An 18,950-nucleotide genomic window follows, 5' to 3' on the forward strand; every position below is an offset into this window, starting at 1 on the left:
ATAAAAACGAATAGAAGCAGAAGGAAGAAAGATGTAAGCCATAAACTTATGTCTTTCTTTTTTATGCGTAAATTAAGGAGGAAAGAGCACATGAAACAGAAACTAAAGCGTTTTATGGCAGGATTTATGGCTATGCTCACACTGGTTGGAACACTCTTTACGAATGGAACAACAGCATTTGCAGCCAGTCCGCAGGCAAATATTGCGTTCTGGAATGCGTCAGTCAAAAATTCCGGAGAAGTAAGTGAGCTGAAGCCCGGATATAATCATGGCAAGATTCTGTATTCAATTCTTGACGGAAATTCTGCATATTGTATGAATTTCGGATTAAGAGCAGATGGCGGTCAGCTTATGAACAGCTACGATGATGCGAGCACATCAATGTCAGCACAGCAGAGAAAGCTTTTAAGTTACTGCCTTTATTATGGGTTTAACAGTACACAAAAGGCGGCACCAAGCAACAGCCAGTGTGATGAATATATCGCAACACAGGCAATGGTATGGGTTATTGTAGCAGATATCTTTGGAACTGGAAGTGGTGATTCAGCAGCAAGAAAGCTCTGTAACACAGCACCAAGTCCTGATTCTTCATACAGCTATTATGAGAGGCTCAGAGACAATATCAGCAGTTCCTACAATGCAACGCTTCCAAGTTTTGCATCACGCAGAACCAGTGAGGCACCAACTTATGAATTAAAGTGGAATGAGGGAAGTCAGAGATTTGAAACAACATTATCTGACAGCAATGGTGTTTTATCGGATTTTGATTTTGGCATCAGCGGATATTCTGTTGATAAGAATGGCAACAGTATTACAATCTCTTCAATGAGCGTGAATACTACAGCTACAACAGGAACATTCACATCCAATGCTGGCAAGGTTGAGACAACATCAAGCTGTGTATTCTGGCTTACAGGAAAGAGCGGATATCAGGAGTTTATTTCTGAAAGACCGACAGCAGATCCTGTCAAAGCATATATCAAGGTCAAGACAGAGAACATCGGATATGGTGAACTTACAAAGACAGATGAGTCAAGCGGAGTGAAGCTTTCCGGTGCAGTCTATGGAATCTATTCTGACAGCGGATGCACAAACAGAGTACAGACCATGACAACAGATGGAAACGGATATGCAAAGTCAGCTGCACTTGTCGCAGGCACTTATTATGTAAAAGAGATTACCGCACCAAAGGGATATGTCCTTTCCGGTACAGTTCATACACTTACTGTAAAAGCAGGACAGACAACGGGAATCTCTGCAACAGATAAAGAGCAGCTTGGAGCAATCACAATCTATAAAGAGGGTGAGGTGCTTAGCTCATGGAATGGAAGCAATTTCACTTATGAGAAAAAGAAGCTTTCCGGAGCAACCTTTAAGGTAACTGCCGGAGCAGATATCTATAAGGCAGATGGTACAAAGGTGTATAGTGCTGGCGATGTTGTGGCAGAAAGCCTTACAACAGGAACTGACGGACAGGTGGTATTATCTGACCTTCATCTTGGAACTTATGTGGTAACTGAGATTAAGAGCATTGACGGGTATACAATCAATACCACACCTCAGACAGTAGCAGTTGAGTATAAGGACCAGACTGTGACAGTACAGTATGAATCAACTACGATTGAGAATACAAGACAGAAAGCGGATGTATCTGTCGTAAAGAAGGACTCTGACACAGAGAACCCTCTTGATGGTGGCAAGTACACACTTTATGCCGGAAATGACATCAAAAACTATGCCGGACAGGTTATCGTCACAAAGGGTACAGCTCTTGAGACAGTAACTACAGGTGAGGACGGAAAGGCAAGCTACAGCGTGGATCTGCCAATCTCTAACGGATATTATATCCAAGAGACACAGGCACCATATGCGTATATCAGAAACAGTAAAGATGTTTACAGCTTCAATTTCAATGTATTACCTGAAACACAGGCAAAGGCATCATTCAGTTACACATTTGTAAATGACAGAACCACAGCAAAGATTCATATCTACAAGGTAGACAAGGAATCAGGCAAGGCAGCAGCCCAGGGAGATGCAAGCCTTGAAGGTGCAGTTTATGGTCTTTATGCGAGAAACGATATCGTGCATCCGGACGGAGCAACAGGAGTCGTATTCAAGGCAGGAGACCTTGTAGCAACACTTACAACAGATAAGAATGGCGAAGCAGAGGTTAATAATCTTTACCTTGGAAACTATTATGTAAAAGAGATTACTCCATCAGAAGGGTATCTCTTAGACGAAGAGGAGCATGATGTGGTATGCGACTACGAGGGCGACTTAGTAGCAGAGGTATCAAGAAGCACAACCTCAGCAGAGCAGGTCATCAAGCAGCCATTCCAGCTTATCAAGGTATCTGACAATGGCGATGATACTGAAGCAGGACTGCTTGCAGGTGCAGAGTTCACAGCATACTTAAAATCTTCTTTATCCGTAAAGGCAGATGGAAGTTATGACTTTGATAAGGCTACTCCTGTGGTAATCGGGGAAAACGGAGCAACAACAATCACATCCGATGATAAGGGACATGCAGTTTCCATTGCAATTCCTTATGGAACTTATGTGGTAGTTGAATCAAAGACTCCGCATAACATGAAGACAATCAAGCCATTTGAGGTAAAGATAAAGGAGAATCATCCAACAGAGCCTCAGACATGGAGAGTTTTCTTGGACAGAGAGTTTACAGCAAAGCTTCGTGTAATCAAGAAGGATTCCGATACAAAGCAGACAGTACTTGTACCAAACGCAGAGTTTAAGATCTTTAATATTGATAAGAACGAATATGTAAAGCAGTACACAACTTATCCGTCAAAGGTAGAGCATACTTCATTCTTTACTGATGAGGACGGAGATTTAATCTTACCGGAAGCACTTAAAATCGGTAACTACCGCATTGAGGAAGTGTCTGCACCATTTGGATATGTTGTAAATGATAAGTATGTCAACATTTCTGTTGATACTGACACAGCATTTGAGACAGATGGTGATACAAATGATGCCATCATCACAGTGGAATATTCCGATGCCCCTGCAGTCGGAGAGCTGACTGTAGAAAAGAAGGGAGAGGTACTTGACGGATTCAAGGGTGGACTTCTTGCAAGCTCATATGAGAAAGAGTTTGTTTATAAGGAAGGCTCACTTGCCGGAGCAAAATTCAAAGTTTATGCTGCCGAGGATATTTACACAGCAGACAACCAGAAGGATGCAGACGGAAACCGCATTAAGTATTACAGCAAGGGAGACCTTGTGACAACTCTTACAACAGGTAAGGATGGAAAGGCAACAGCTAAGAATCTTCCTCTTGGACAGTACAGAGTTGTGGAAGTGGAAGCTCCATACGGATATGTATTAAATCCGAATGAGCAGAAAGTGACATTCACATATGTGGATGATAAGACACCTGTTATCAAGGAAAGCCTTACTTTCTCAGATGACAGACAGAAGCTTGATATGTCAGTGACTAAGCTTGATGCAGAAGATAACACACCGATTGCAGGTGCAGTATTTGGTCTTTATGCAGATGAGGATATCAAGAATGCTGATGGCAGAGTTATTATCGAGAAAGGCACACTTCTTGAGAAGGCAACATCTGATGAGAATGGAAAGATTGCTTTTGTTAAGGATTATCCATTCGCAAAATATGTTGCAAGGGAGCTTGTAAAGCCAGCCGGATATGTGACAAATGAGGAAGCAGTAAACTTTGATACAAAATATCAGGGACAGGATGTTAAGACTGCTGTATATAACAGCGAGTATAAAAACACTCCTACAACCTTTGAGTTTACAAAGACAGATATCACAAGTGGTGCAGAGCTTACAGGTGCAACACTTACTGTACTTGATAAGGATGGAAATGTGGTAGACACTTGGACATCTGATGCCAAGGAAGCACATGTGATCAAGAAACTTGTCGTAGGAGAGACTTACACACTTCGTGAGGAGTTTGCTCCATACGGATACCTGAAAGCAACCGATATTCAGTTTACAGTAGAGGATACAGGCGATGTGCAGCATGTCGAGATGAAGGACGAGGTTCCGACAGGTTCTATCGTAATCAACAAGGATGGTGAGTTTGTAACAGATACCACTCTTATGAAGGGACACTGGTATGATTTCATTTTCAATTACTTCAAGGATAGTCTCGCAGGAGTAACCTTTGATGTATATGCAAAAGAGGATATCGTAAGTGCAGACGGACTTGGAACTGTATACCACAAAGCTGGTGACAAGGTAGCAACCATTGTTACGAACGATAAGGGCATTGCAAGAATTGATGACCTTCCACTTGGCAAGTATTATCTTGTAGAGACAAAGACATTAGATGGATTTGTGCTGGATGATACACCGATTGATGCAGACCTTTCTTATATCGACCAGAATACAAAGGTTGTATTTGCGGGAATGGATGTAACCAATGAGAGACAGAAGGTGCAGATTACTGTCACAAAGACTGATTCAGAGACGAAGAATGCTCTTGAAGGTGCAGTATTCGGCTTATTTGCGAAAGAGGATATCGTAAATAAAGATGGAAAAGTCATTGTCAAAGCAGATACACAGATTGAGAGAGGTGTTACTGGAAAGGATGGCAAAGTAACATTTACCTCTGACCTTCCGCTTGGACAGTATTATGTCAAAGAGATTGAGGCACCAAAGGGCTATGTGAAGTCTGATAAGATTTTTGATGTGGATGCTTCATATCAGGGAGATAAGGTAAAGGTTATCGAGTTTAAGGCAGCATTTGAAAATGCACCGATCAAGGTAGAAATTTCAAAGACTGATATCACAGGCAAGAAAGAATTGCCTGGAGCAAAGCTTTCGGTTATTGATGCTGATGGAAAGCTTGTTGAGAGCTGGACATCAGAGGCAGGAAAGACTCATATGATTGAGAGACTTCCTGTCGGAAAGTACACACTCAGAGAGGAATCTGCACCATATGGATATAAGGTGGCAAGTGATGTAACCTTTGAAGTAAAGGAGACAGCAGAAATCCAGAAGGTATCCATGAAGGATGAGCAGGCAGTCGGTAAGATTGTCATTGAGAAAACTGACAAAGTAACCGGAAAGCCGATCGAGGGTGTTGTATTTGAAGTAAGGGATAAGGACGGAAAGGTGCTTGATACACTCACTACTGACAAGAATGGTCATGCAGAGAGCAAGGAGCTTCCTATCTGTACTTACAATGAGGATGGTTCATTTAAGGAAGATATCCATTATACAGTAGTTGAGACAAAAGCAGCTGACGGATATATCCTTGATGAAACAGCTCACGATGTAACTCTTCGATATGATGACAATGCACCGGATGTTGTTGTAGCAACTCTTAAGCTTGCCAATGTACCGACAGAGCCTAAGCTTCCACAGACAGGCGACAATGCAAATCCGCTTCTTTATCTTGGAATCGGTGCACTTGCACTTATTACAGGTGTTGGAGTCGGACTTCGTGGAAGAAAGAAAAAGAATAAACAGTAACAATTAACCTTGTGGGGAATGTAAGCCAGTGACTTATGTTCTCCGCTTTTTTGATTTGGAGGACAAGCAGTGGTAGGAGAAAGAATCAGATATTACAGAAAACGACAAAAAATGACACTCAGGGAACTGGGCGAGAAAAGTGGTTTTGAAAATAGAGGTGATGTAAGAATTGCCCAATACGAAAATGGTTCAAGAGTTCCAAAGACGGGAACGTTGAACAGGATTGCAAAGGCACTTGGTATTCCGCCAGAAGAATTATTCTGTGAGAACTGTAGAAAGTGCATGTTTCTCAAGAATTATTACAGAAAGAAAAGAAAATCTCATACCATTTTTGATAGGGGAATCGAAGAAGACAACAGTTACAGAGAACACAATAATCCCGATGATGAAGGAATTTTATATGACAATTTAGATTAAGGAGGAACCGTAATATGATGAATTACGAGATTTTTAAGGAAGTAGTAAAAGAAAAGTTTATGGATTATATGCCAGAGAAGTTCAAAGGAATGGAGCTTGTGGCAGAACCCGTGGAAAAGGTGAATGTGACTCTTGATGGCATCATCTTAAGAGAAGAAGGAAGGAATATTTCGCCTACGATTTATATCAATGACATGTATAAGAAGTATCAGGACTGTAGTGATCTTGAGGAAACACTTATGGCTGCATGTGACTTTATGGAAAGGGCATATGAGCAGGCTCCGGTTGTTGATGTGGACAGCATTATCAGGGATGCAAACGAGAAGATTGTATTCCAGCTCATCAATACAGAGCAGAATAAAACATTTTTGGAACAGGTGCCTCACAGGGAGTTCCAGGATCTTTCTATTGTGTACAAGGTGATTATCAGTGCCGATAAGGATGCGGTGCAGAGTTCAAAAATTACAAATGAATTTGCAAAAAGACTTGGAATGAGTGAGGAACAGCTCTTTAAGTGTGCAGCGGAAAACACGAGAAGACTCTTCCCGCCTGTCGTTCGTAGCATGAATGACATTATAAGAGAAATGTTCGCAAGGGATGGGATGCCACAGGAGATTGCAGAGATGATGATATCTGAGATCCCACCGGAACAGACGATGTGGGTGATTTCCAATGAAAAGGGTATCAATGGTGCAGCATCCATGCTTTATGAGAATGAGCTTCATGAGCTGGCAGAGAGTTTAGAGAGTGACCTTTATATTCTCCCTTCGAGCGTGCATGAGGTTATTGCAGTATCTTCAGATATGGGAAGCCCTGAGATGCTTGCACAGATGGTAGTCGAGGTAAATATGCAGGAGGTGTCTTTGGACGAGAGACTTTCCAATCAGGTATATCACTATGATAAGGATTTAAGAAAACTCACCCTTGCAACTGATACACCGAACAAGAGGCTTGATGGTATCGTTGCAGAACCTCCCCTTGTATATGATGCGAAGGAAAAGTCTAGATAGGAGGCAGTTATGGAGCAGGAACTTACAATGGAAGAACTCATTGCTCTCATAAACAGCCAGAAAGGTGACTTTGTTATCCGTGTCGAGTTTGGAGAGGAGGCGGTGTCTGATGCCAAAGAAGAATGACTTCAAGCTCGATGTGGTTTCGGTAAGACTTGTAAAGGATGCTCCGATTTATTCGGAGCACACCTTTAACAATCCGGCGGATATAGCTGCTGTCATGGGAGACTGTATGTGCCAGTTTGACAGGGAAGTAGTGTGTGTGGTCAATCTAAGGTCAGATTTGAAACCTATCAATGTGCATTTTGCAAGTGTCGGCTCTTTAAATGAGGCAATGGCACATCCGAGAGAACTGTTTAAATCAAGTATCTTAAGCAATGCTGCAAGCATGATGTTAATTCATTGTCATCCATCCGGGAACGTATTCCCAAGCAAGGCAGACACGATGATGACGGACCGCATGAACAAGCTGTGTGAGTTGATGGGAATACCGCTCATTGACCATATCATAGTTGGTGGAGACAATCGTGAATTTTTCAGTTTCAGGGAAAAAGGCATGATTGATAATCCTAAGATTACCCTGAGCACTGATTATCGGACACTTGATATCAAGTCACCGCTTGTAGCAGAGCAGGGAAAGGCAAGGTGAAAGCATGGATGGAAGATTTACGGATGAAGAGCTTGCCATAGCAAAGAGTGTTGACCTGTGTGCAGTTGCTGAAAGCCTTGGGTATACAGTAAAGAGGATTGGCAAATACCACACTTTAAAGGAGATGGATTCCATCCGTATCTATAACAGAAGCCATTGGTACAGATGGTCAAGGCAGTTTGACAAAGGCAACAATGGCGGCTCACAGATAGATTTCTTACGGGTATTTTGTGGAATGAGTGTAAAAGAGGCTGTGTTCTGGCTTTTAGATTTTGCAGGGTACAGAAGAATTGAGAAGCCTGTAAAGCAGCCTCTTGTTCATCAGGTAGCGAAAAAGCAGGCTGATGAGAGAAAGCCGTTTGTACTACCAGGACCGGCAGGAGATAATTCCTATCTTATTTCATATCTGAATCAGGAGAGAGGAATCAGCAGGGCAGTCATAGATCTGTTTTTAAAAGAAAGACTGATTTATGAGAGCAGGCATTACCATAATGTTGTTTTCAAGGGAAACGATAAGAATGGAGTGACAAGGTTTGCAAGTATGCGTGGAGTGTTTGATAAGCAGGGCAAGCCATTCAAGTGTGATGTCATAGGCAATGATAAGAACTATGGATTTAATGTGGTAAATGAAAACAGTACAGAGCTTGTAGTATTTGAGGCTGCAATCGACCTTATGAGTTATGTGGATATTTTCACAGATTACGAATCGAATAAACTGGCACTTGGGATGCTTGCAGATGCCCCACTTGAGACTTTTCTTCGGGAACATCCGCAGATTACTTCAATCCGGTTCTGCCTTGATGGAGATGAGCCGGGGAGAAAAGCAGCAGCTGAACTTATGAGAAAGTATTATGAGCTTGGATATGAGGTAGAAGACTGTCCGCCACCTGCCGGATATAAGGATTACAACGAGTGGCTTGTAGCGGCAAAGCTTAATCTGAACAAGATGAATCAGAGAGCAGATGAACCAGTCAGGGCATGAGAAATCGGATTTTGATGTGTGGGGGCAGAAAGCGCCCCCAAAACAGCAAAGTGGGGGCAGAAAGCGCCCCCAAAATGTCAAAGTGGGGGCAAAAAGTGCCCCCACAATTTGGACACGACAAAATCCGGACGAAAGTAAATATAAAAGTGGGGGCAGAAAGCGCCCCCAAAATAGCAAAGTGGGGGCAGAAAGCGCCCCCAAAGTAGCAAAGTGGGGGCAAAAAGCGCCCCCACTTTCATAAACAGAGGGTTTTAGGGAGATTTTCTCCCTAACTAGATGGCATTAGGACAGAGATGTCTCTAATGCGTATCTAGCAGTCGCCGGGGACTAACTGGAGACTGGAGCTTTGGTGAATATTTACTAAACACGGATAAGGAGGTGCAAGGAAGCAATGGATGCAGAAGTTACGCTATTTTCAAAACCAGAAGAACTGATTGCCTGGGCAGACACATTTGATATCTTACTTAACCCTTCGATAGAAGATGCTGCAATATTGCTTAACTATATGGAAGGTCATGATTATGCTATTGGCATAGATTCTGATGGGAAGATGTACAGACAGGATGTAGCTGAGGAGAATGGTGAAATTGAACCATACCCGATAGATGATGTTATAGATACTGTTTGTGAATGGAACTATGAACTGATACTTGATGCTGATGCACACAGGAATGATCCAAAGGATTTTAAAGATTACAGTGAGTTTCAGGATAAGTATGACAGTTTGAAAGCAGATGAAAAGAGGCTGGACAGGTTGTTTGAAAAGACCTGTTATGCAAAGGAGATTGATGAAATGGCGGCTGCTTTGGTGGAATCATTCATTAGCCATCTAAGTAGCAGGGATGATTTGGAAAAAGCTGCGGTGACAGTTGCAGAAGGAATTAAGGGTTATAGTACGGGTAAGAGAGGAAGGTGAGTCTATGGCAGATAAAGTTCATTGTATTAGGAAAACACTAAGACTAATGCCAGAGGAAGCCAAGATGCTTGCAAAAAAGGCATGTGATAATGGAATGAATGAGGCTGAGTATATCCGTCTTCTTATCAGTCAGAAACCAAATGATTATCCGGAAGTAAGGAAGATTCTGAAGGAACTCATTAATGAAGTCAACAGAATTGGAATAAATATCAACCAGATAGTATTTAACAATAATGCCGGGCTGTATTCCAAGGAAGATAAGACACAGCTGATAGCTTATATGCGAAAACTGAATCAGAAGGTAGATGAGGCGGTGGTAAAGATTGGCAATCAGTAAAATCCTTAATATGAAGGATTGTGGTGGGCATTTTCACGGAAAACATCTGAAGAGATCTCTTGATTATGTGATGAATCCGGAGAAAACACAGGATGGAAGGCTCGTTGGTGCAATCAACTGTCAGGTCGATTCTGCTTTTGAACAGATGAAAGCTACAAAACGGAAGTTTGGAAAAGTTGATAAAAGGCAGGGATATCATATCATTCTCTCATTTAAGGAAGATGAAGTGAATCCTGATACGGCATTTGAGATAACCCGCAGATTCGTGGAAGAGTATCTTGGAAAATCATATGAGGCAGTATATGTGGTGCATGATAATACAGCACATGTTCATTCACACATTGTATTTAACAGTGTGAGTTTTGTGGATGGGAAAAAGTATCGCTATGAAAAAGGAGACTGGGCAAAGTATATCCAGCCAATCACGAATAAGCTGTGTCAGGAATATGGTCTTTCGATCATTGATGTTGATGATGGCAGTAAGGAAAAAGAGCATGAAAGCTATAAGGACTGGAGCGAATATCGTGAAGGCAGTTTTGTATGGGCAGATATGATTAAGAGAGACCTGGATTCCTGCATACTGCAGGCAGGAAATTATGAGCAGTTTCTGGAGCTGTTATCTGACAAAGGATATGAGGTCAAGCAGGGAAAGTATCTGGCGGTAAAGCCACAAGGAATGACGAGATTTCGCAGATGTAAGACATTAGGTGACATGTATTCTGATGAGGTAATCCGGGAAAGGATAGAAAAAGAGGATATTTCATTTTACCGGGAACAGCAGAAAGAAGTACAACCGGTTCTTTGTAAGTGTAAGGTGAGAAGATACCGAAGGGCAAAGATGTCGGGGCTTCAAAAGAGATACTATGCAAAGCTATACCGGATAGGAAAGCTGAAAAAGAAGCCATACAGTCAGGTATGGAAGTATAAGGATGATATCCGTAAGATGCATAAACTGCAGGAGGAGTATTTGTTCCTTGTAAATCATGACATTCATTCAGCAGAGGAGCTTGTCAGTGTAATCAGCTCATTGACAGATAAAAGAAAAGAAGTTTCAGCAGAGAAAAGCCGCATTTATAAGGCTAGGGAGAGAAGTCGAGAACTTTTTGATATAGCAGATGATATGAAAGAGTTAGAACCTGCTGAGAAGTCTTTCCTCCAGGGAGATGAATTTTTTACGGATGAGCATCTGCAATGGGAAACTTTGAAACAGAAGCTTTTATCACAGGGATATAACCTTGAAGAGGTGGAAGCACTGCGTAAACATTATAAAGAGGAGTATTCCAAAGCATGTGCAAAAGAAAGGGCAGTATTCAAAGAGTTGAATATTGGTAAATCTATATGGAAGAGTCTTATTCCAGACAGCGTATCAGATGGAAAAGATGCACAGTACAACAAAGAGACAATACGAGACAGGAAAGAGCAGCCAGAACGTTAGGCTGTTTTTTTAGTAGTTAGGAGGCATATATGGAAGAAAACAGAGAACCGCTTAGTGCGATAGCAATCGAGAAAAAATTGCAGCTTCTCCGAAATAAGCATTTTAGTGAAGATACGATTGCTCTTGTAAAAAGTGATTATGAATATGGACTGAAAGAGGAGGAGATCAGCCTTTATCTCAATAAGTCATACGACATTGAACAGATGAAGATTTTATCGGAATGTCTGCACAAGGATGTTCCAAAAGATGTGATTGATATTATCAAGAATACCAAGTATTCGGTTCATCAGATGCAGGTGTCCCTTGAATTTTATGAAAAGGGTGTACCTGTTCAGACAATTAAGGAGGTTATGGACAAAGGGGAAAAACCTATTACCATGCGACGATTATATGAGGAAGTTCTGGAACAGCTGAATAAAGTCAAGAAACAGATTCCGGAAGAGTCTGAGTATGTGAAAGCACTTATTTCTCAGATGGATGAAGTGGTTGCAAAGATAAATCATCAGAATGAAAGGTATGATGCCTTGAATAAGAAGCTTTCTGAAATAGAAACGTCCAAAGATGACGAGGAAGTCAGGGAGCGTCTGGTCAAGGAGAATCAGGATAAGGATGCTCTTATCAACAGTCAGCAGAATGAACTGAATAAGGCAAGCAGTACGATTGCAAGACTCAGGGATGATATTGAGAAAAAGGATAAGGAGATGAAGCGTATGGGAGACAGAATAGAGTCATTGGAAGATAAGATCATAAGTGTTGCCACAGAGAATAAAAAAGAAGCAGAAAGTAAGGCAGAGCCGCAGGAAAGCCAGTCCGTATCACAGGCAGATAAAAAGATGGTTGATACAGTTGCAGTTCCTCAGAATATGCAGGCTGTGGCAAACGGGATTCCGGTCTATTATCAGATTCCGGTAGTTGATGGTACTGGAAATGTGGTGCAGAGACTTCCGATTGAGAGAAGTGTGAGAAAGAGCAACAACAGCGGAGTGGTGAGCCTTTTTGCAAGACTGTCATTTAAGAAAAAGTCAAGGGCAGACATTGTAAAGCTGGTTGCATCGGGAGACCTTGTTCCGGCGCAGCTTGTGCAGATTAAGAGTGCAATAGAAAAGGGACTTACTGAGTCACAGCTTGTAGAGCTTATAAACAACAACATTTCAGCGGAAAAGATGAAGGAGATCATTGAGATTGCTGTGCTTGAAAACAGCATGGCAGATTAGGAGGAACTTATGAATTTAGCAGTAGTAAATGAAGCAGTAACAGAGATGAATGGTGTGGAGCATCAATTTACAGAGGAAGAGAAAAACTTTGTTGTCCAGTTCGCATTCAGAAGCGGCAGCAAGGAAGACACGATTTCTCTTATTGAAGCTTTGGCACATTCAGCGGATAAGGCTGAGTCGGACGAGATTATGGTCACATACAGGGCTAAATATGATATGAAGCCTGCATGGGTGGAACAGGTGGAAAACCTGCTTGTGGCACTTGAAATGTATCGTGTCGAGGAGGAGAAAGCAATCAATCATCTGGCAGATATTTTGACTGCTTATGGTATTGATGTATCAGCCGAGGAAATCCGTACTACAGAGACAGAAACGCTTAAAACAACAGTCAGAGAGAAAGTGGAGGTGCGATAATGGCAGAAGAGATTCAGGAAGCGGTGCAGATCATCCGTGTAGCTTATGATGGCATTGAGATTGCCATGAAGGTAGGAAGCGGCGGCATTGCTGCCATGCAGAAGGCAATAGATTTCTTAAAAGGGATGCTTGATTATGAAAAGTCACTTGGCAAGACATCCATGAGAAAGCTGATCTTAAAAGGTGGCGATTTACAGGTGTTACAGTTTAATACCGAAGATATGAAAAAGGTTGAAAAGATGGCAAAGAAGTATGGAATACTCTATTCAGTACTTCCGGACTGCAACAGGAAAGACGGACTGAGTGAGGTAATCTTTCATACAGAGGCAGTTCCACGTGTGAATATGATGATACAGAAACTCAAGTTTGGCAAGATTGCCACATTTGACGATTATCTGAAGAATGGAGATGAAAAATCCCTTGGCAAGCTGATGGATTTTTTGAAGAAACAGCAGGGAAACGAGAAAAGCCACACGATAGAAGGGGATAAGGTAAATTCTGCCATTGACGGACTGATCGAAAAGGTCGGAATGTTTGCAATGGAAAAGAAAGCTATCAGTGTGGATCAGGTCAAGGAGAATTTCAGTATCAATGGTGAGCAGGCTGAAAGTGTTATCAGACAGCTTGAGACAATCGGTGTGCTTGGCAGTAAGAATGAGGATGGCACCCATACAGTCATGATGGACAAGGATGCATTTATCAACCGTGTCAGAGGCTATCAGGACCTTGCTGAGAGAATGAGGGCGGTTGCGGCATCAAAGAATGCGAACCTGTCAGATGTGACTATCAGCAAGAAGCTGATTATAGAAGAGAATGACCATGCTGTTAAGACCAGAGTTCCCGGCACATGGGGAGAAGAGGCAAAATATGTATGGCTCCGTAAGGAAAACATCATGGAGATTCATGGTGGAAAGACAATGCTTACCTTCCTTGATTCAACCAAGGATTATAAGCTTTACGATGAGCAGAATCGTGTGGTGACAACTCAGAAAGGAACCGAGCTTTATACTCACTATGACAAGGTGGAGTCATCTGTCAGGGAGCGTTACGAGAAAGTACAGAAGCAGCAGAAAAAGACAGCACAGAAGAAAACTGTTACCACGAAGAAAGCGAGGTAGCAGCCCATGCAGACAACAAAGAAAAAGCCTTCACTGATATTCATTCTTGTGGGTGCAGTGTTAGCCGGGTATCTTGGTTATCTGATAAATGGTGCGTGGACGGAAGGGATTGCCTTTAATGAATTTATGGACAGATTCAATGAGGTATGTGCTGTTCCCTTTGCCAACTATTACAATTCCAATACAGTAAAAGCAGTAGCCATTGCATTAGGTATCTATGCGATGGCTATTGTCATGTATTATACCAGTCAGAGAAACTATATGCCCGGTAAGGAATTTGGTACGGCAAGATTTGAAAATCCGAAGCAGGTCAACAAGATACTTGCAGATAAGGATGAAAATTTCAACCGGATACTCAGCCAGAATGTGAAGATGTCGCTGGATTTCAGGAGACTCAAGCTCAATGGAAATATCCTTATCTGTGGTGGTTCCGGAGCAGGAAAAACATTTTATGAAGTAAAGCCGAATCTGATGCAGATGCCGCATAACTGTTCCTTTATCTGTACCGATCCAAAGGGAGGTGCGCAACGTTCCGTTGTGAAAAGCAATGGCACAGTTTGCGCTGAATTATAAATTATATAGAATTCAGTTCAACTGGAGAACTGAACACATGAATTGTCGAATGACAGGGTAACGCCTCGAAAGGCATCCTTAATCCTCCGACTTGCATGAAAATGAGTAAACATTGAAATGTAAGAAGCTCGGTGAAGTCGGCAGAAAGGCACCGTAACAGTTAGGCTGACGAAAGCTACCCAGAGGTGGGCGGTGTGTCTGATATGCCGGAGGTCTATAAGTTATCTATGGTTAGAATGGGGAGCAGACAAACTCTTCTGACGAATCTTCGAATGTACGGGTCTATATCGGGACTATGTAGAAATGCATAGTGACACAAATAGTGTCGCTAGTGTGGGTGAGTAAGACTCCGCCTTTATGAAAGTCCATGCATTGTTAAAGGCAATGGCAAGCTAGCAGGCTCATAGAAGAAACCTAAGGGTAATATGTTAAAGATAATGTGTTCGGAACGTTGGAAGCTGACAACGTGGAGAATTTACTTTCTGTGAAGCGTATCGAACGGGAAAATCACGCAAGTGATATAAGGGAGATTATGTCAGTGAAAGCGGAGGTATGGTACCTATGAAGCCATGATAATAAGTGGTGGAGGGAAGACCTCTAGTCGTGTAATTAGTAAATCAAAATCGAATTGGTATGGGTTCGTGTAAGACTAAGAGATGTACTCACTCCTAGATTGGAGGATATAGACCATGCTAAAGAAAGCCAAGCTACGTTATAACGAATACTATGATATGCAAAAAGTATTCGATTCCCTATACGCAGCTAGCAAAAATGGTAACAATTTTTACAAGTTACTAGAGATTATCGGTTCAGAAGAAAATATTCGTTTAGCATATCGTAATCTGAAAACAAACAGTGGTAGTAATACTGCTGGAACTGATGGGAAAACCATTGAAGATATTAAAACTCTTACAGATAAGGAAGTCATTGATACAGTTAGAACTATGTTAGATGATTTTAAACCAAAATCAGTAAGAAGAGTGTTCATTCCAAAGCCAGGTAGTGATAAAAAGCGACCTCTAGGAATTCCTTGTATATGGGATAGGCTAGTCCAACAATGCATTCTGCAAGTGTTAGAGCCAATATGTGAACCAAAGTTCCATAATCATTCCTATGGATTCCGTCCTAACAGAGGAGCAGACCATGCAATTAGCAGAGCTGTGAGTATGGTTAATATGTTTCGTCATTACTATTGCGTTGATGTTGATATAAAAGGATTTTTCGACAACGTTGACCACGGAAAGTTATTAAAACAGATATGGACATTAGGTATCAGAGATAAAAGGCTGATTTGTATTATCAGCAAAATCCTAAAATCAGAGATAGAGGGAGAAGGAATTCCGACGAAAGGAACGCCACAAGGTGGCATTATTAGTCCGCTACTGTCTTTGATAGTGTTGAATGAATTGGATTGGTGGGTAAGTGACCAATGGGAAACATACCAACCAAAAAGATTCAAATCCAAAAAGAGTTTTTATTCTTATGCAAGAAATTACACCAATTTAAAAGATGGATTCATAGTCAGATATGCAGATGATTTTAAAATTATGTGCAGGACATATGATGAAGCTCAAAGATGGTATTATGCTACAGTTGATTTCTTGAAAACAAGGTTGAAGCTAGATGTCAGCCCAGAGAAATCCAAAGTAATCAATATGAAGAAAAACTCGTCAACATATTTAGGATTCAAGATTAAGGTTGTACCAAAAGGGAAAACAAGATACGGATTTATTGCAAAAACAGATATGAGCGACAAGGCAATCAGGAAAGCCAAAACTAACCTGAAAGCTAAGATTATTAACATCCAAAAGCATACCTCATATATAGCCATAGAGAATTATAATTCAGCGGTGAGAGGTATACAGAATTATTACAGTATTGCAACAAATGTTTATAACAACTTAACGGATGTGAGTTACGCTCTTTTACCGACCATTAGAATACGTCTAAGAGATATCAGTAAAACAGTCCCATTTAGGGAAACAGATATCGAATTTCAGCGAAAGGCAACTGGAATCAGAGATGAAACAAAGATTGTAAAAATAGGTTCACAGACATTACTGCCTATTACGGCGGTACGTCACAAAAGTCCTATGAATTTCTCACAAGACACAACGAATTACACAGCTAAAGGAAGAGAGAAAATTCATAGCAATCTGGAAAAAGTTACTGAATTAGAATTTGAAGCACTTGCAAGAGGCAGAGACCCCAATGAATCTGTTGAATTTAATGATAATCGTATATCTGCATTTGTAGTTCAACAAGGGAATTGTTATATAACAGGTCAGAAATTAAATGCCAATGATATGAAATGCATAAGGAAAATACCACTGATTCAAGGTGGAACGAATAAGCATGGAAATATCGCATTTGTAGAACCAAGAGTTTTTAATTTGATATTCAATGACAACATCAATGAAGCAAAAATCCAATTAGCAAAGCTGAAGCTAGAAGAATCAAAAAGAAATAGACTGAACAAAATCAGACGTAACTATGGTTACCAATCAATATAGATAATCTATGATTTACAAAAGCACGATGGCACGCCGTATGAAGCGAAAGTTTCACGTACGGTGTAGAGCGGGGGAAAAGGTGGAGATAACATCAAAGCTTTACCTATCGCTATAAATCCTTAGAAGCTGCGGGCAGATGTTAAAAAATAACGGATATAACCTGAAAGTCATTAATCTGTTAGAGATGGATAAATCAGACTGTTACAATCCATTTTCCTATATCAGAGAGGAAACAGATGTGGTCAAGCTGATTACAAACCTTATCAGCAATACGACACCAAAGGGAGCGACACCAAGTGATCCGTTTTGGGAAAAAGCGGAAGGATTGTTCTTACAGGCTATCTTTTATTATGTGTGGCTGGAGGTACAGCCGGCAAAGAGAAACTTTGAGACAGTACTTAAACTTCTTGGAGAGGCAGAGGTTACAGAGCAGGGGAAGGCATCAAAGCTGGATGTGCGTATGAAGTTTTTAGAGGAAAGTTCCCCACTCGGAGCCAATCATCTGGCAGTCAAGCAGTACAACAAATGTATGAGAGGTGCAGGAGATACCGTCCGTTCCATTATCATCAGTGCCAACTCAAGACTTGCATTTCTTGAAAATAAGCAGGTTTTACGATTACTCTCCAAAGATGAGCTTAATCTGTCCGATATCGGTATTGGTGTAAACGGAGATGGGGAGACAAAGACAGCACTCTTTTGTGTAATCCCGGATAGTGACAAATCTTATAACTTTATTATCGGTATGCTTTATACGCAGATATTTCAGGAATTGTACTATCAGGCAGACTTTAATTGTGGTGGAAGGCTGCCAATCCATGTGACATTTATGTTAGATGAATTTGCGAATGTCGCATTGCCCGATGACTTCTGTTCCCTGTTATCGACAATGCGAAGCCGTGAGATTTCAAGTATTATTATCATTCAGAACTTTGCCCAGTTAAAGGCACTTTTCAAAGATACCTGGGAGACAATTCCCGGCAACTGCGATACTTTCATCTATCTCGGTGGAAACGAGCAGAGTACGCACAAGTATGTGTCAGAGCTGCTTGGAAAAGGCACGATTGATAAGAAGTCAAGTGGAGAGACAAAGGGCAGACAGGGAAGCTCTTCAAGAAATTATGATGTTTTAGGTCGAGAACTTTTCACACCGGATGAAGTCCGAAAACTAGATAACAAAAAGTGCATTATCTTTATTAGAGGATTTGATCCTATCATGGATAATAAGTTCATACCATTCAATCATCCGATGTTTAACCAGACAGCAGATGGCAAGGGAGAGCCTTATGTTCATCAGATAAGAGGAGCAGATAATCTTATCGGTCCGCCATTTGAGATTCTTTCAGACAAGGCAGTTAAGTATTATGAAAAGCTGAGGGATAAGGGCGAGAATGTGTATATAGATTCTCTTACCTATGAGCAGTTTATGATGCTTGGTGATGCGGAGTTAAGCAGAAGATTCTCCATGCAGGATGAGGCAGAGCAGAAAGCAAAGATTGACAGGGAGCAGGCAAATGAGCTTGAGTATGTCGATGAGTCACAGAAGTCTGATACTACAGAATGTGCTAACTCTTCTAATGGAAGTGCTGGTACTAAGCCTGTAAGGAATCCTGAGAGGGAAAAGCCTAAGTGGGAGGATACAATCACAAACCGAATGCTGCACTGGTCATATACACCGGAGCAGAAAGAGGAAGTGAAGAAGGCACTTGCGGCAGGAGTTCCGAAGGCAACGATTCTTACTTACTTTTATCCGGAGGTTACTGTGGAGAAGATGAGTTCATATCGAAAGAAGCAGTAATGTTTTTAGATATATTACAGAGTATATGATATAATTTGCTCACATGGTATGCTTCAGCTTATTGGACTACTAACATGTGAGCAGTTACAAAAGACAGAAATTATTTTA

Annotated in this window: 14 protein-coding genes; all 14 read left to right on the top strand. The window is 41.3% G+C overall.

The genetic code is table 11. The features are described 5' to 3' along the window. The first annotated feature begins 90 nt into the window (after nt 1-90). The 14 genes from FGS84_RS02650 (at nt 91) to FGS84_RS02720 (ending at nt 18,842) form a co-directional block, all read left to right on the top strand. Nucleotides 91-5,469: a SpaA isopeptide-forming pilin-related protein gene (locus FGS84_RS02650; protein ID WP_171024764.1), complete on the top strand. Its 5,379-nt coding sequence runs from the start codon at nt 91-93 to the stop codon at nt 5,467-5,469. A gap of 69 nt (nt 5,470-5,538) precedes the next feature. After that, nucleotides 5,539-5,886 (top strand): helix-turn-helix transcriptional regulator, encoded by a 348-nt coding sequence (locus FGS84_RS02655; RefSeq protein WP_138304201.1) that lies wholly within the window; start codon nt 5,539-5,541, stop codon nt 5,884-5,886. A gap of 14 nt (nt 5,887-5,900) precedes the next feature. After that, entirely contained in the window at nt 5,901-6,896 is a 996-nt protein-coding gene (locus FGS84_RS02660) for a DUF5688 family protein (RefSeq protein ID WP_138304200.1), read from the top strand. 109 nt (nt 6,897-7,005) lie between these two features. Continuing rightward, the gene (locus FGS84_RS02665) at nt 7,006-7,545 is read left to right on the top strand and encodes a JAB domain-containing protein (RefSeq protein ID WP_004611525.1); all 540 of its coding nucleotides are present in this window, start codon (nt 7,006-7,008) and stop codon (nt 7,543-7,545) included. A 4-nt stretch (nt 7,546-7,549) separates the two neighbouring features. Beyond that, nucleotides 7,550-8,527, top strand: coding sequence for a DUF3991 and TOPRIM domain-containing protein (locus FGS84_RS02670; RefSeq protein ID WP_138304198.1), 978 nt, complete (start codon nt 7,550-7,552; stop codon nt 8,525-8,527). A gap of 391 nt (nt 8,528-8,918) precedes the next feature. Further along, nucleotides 8,919-9,443 carry a multidrug transporter gene (locus tag FGS84_RS02680; RefSeq protein WP_117992291.1) on the top strand — a complete coding sequence of 175 codons (525 nt, stop codon included), beginning with the start codon at nt 8,919-8,921 and terminating at the stop codon, nt 9,441-9,443. A gap of 4 nt (nt 9,444-9,447) precedes the next feature. Further along, nucleotides 9,448-9,780, top strand: coding sequence for a plasmid mobilization relaxosome protein MobC (gene mobC, locus FGS84_RS02685; protein ID WP_005340557.1), 333 nt, complete (start codon nt 9,448-9,450; stop codon nt 9,778-9,780). Beyond that, the gene (locus FGS84_RS02690) at nt 9,767-11,215 is read left to right on the top strand and encodes a relaxase/mobilization nuclease domain-containing protein (RefSeq protein WP_243129816.1); all 1,449 of its coding nucleotides are present in this window, start codon (nt 9,767-9,769) and stop codon (nt 11,213-11,215) included. Before mobC ends, FGS84_RS02690 begins: the two co-directional genes overlap by 14 nt. A gap of 29 nt (nt 11,216-11,244) precedes the next feature. Next, entirely contained in the window at nt 11,245-12,429 is a 1,185-nt protein-coding gene (locus FGS84_RS02695) for a hypothetical protein (protein WP_138304194.1), read from the top strand. 9 nt (nt 12,430-12,438) lie between these two features. After that, nucleotides 12,439-12,843, top strand: coding sequence for a hypothetical protein (locus FGS84_RS02700; protein WP_055068874.1), 405 nt, complete (start codon nt 12,439-12,441; stop codon nt 12,841-12,843). Next, a complete protein-coding gene (locus tag FGS84_RS02705) occupies nt 12,843-13,961 on the top strand; it encodes a PcfB family protein (protein ID WP_055068873.1) in 1,119 nt (372 codons plus the stop codon). The genes FGS84_RS02700 and FGS84_RS02705 overlap by 1 nt, the downstream gene beginning before the upstream one ends. A gap of 6 nt (nt 13,962-13,967) precedes the next feature. Continuing rightward, nucleotides 13,968-14,534, top strand: coding sequence for a type IV secretory system conjugative DNA transfer family protein (locus FGS84_RS02710; RefSeq protein WP_138304192.1), 567 nt, complete (start codon nt 13,968-13,970; stop codon nt 14,532-14,534). Between the two features lie 689 nt (nt 14,535-15,223). Continuing rightward, nucleotides 15,224-17,047 carry a group II intron reverse transcriptase/maturase gene (ltrA, locus tag FGS84_RS02715; protein ID WP_138304190.1) on the top strand — a complete coding sequence of 608 codons (1,824 nt, stop codon included), beginning with the start codon at nt 15,224-15,226 and terminating at the stop codon, nt 17,045-17,047. A gap of 136 nt (nt 17,048-17,183) precedes the next feature. Further along, nucleotides 17,184-18,842 (top strand): VirD4-like conjugal transfer protein, CD1115 family, encoded by a 1,659-nt coding sequence (locus FGS84_RS02720; RefSeq protein WP_138304188.1) that lies wholly within the window; start codon nt 17,184-17,186, stop codon nt 18,840-18,842. Nucleotides 18,843-18,950 lie beyond the last annotated feature (108 nt).

The organism is Clostridium sp. 1001271st1 H5 (assembly GCF_005845215.1).
Lineage (GTDB): Bacteria > Bacillota > Clostridia > Lachnospirales > Lachnospiraceae > Enterocloster.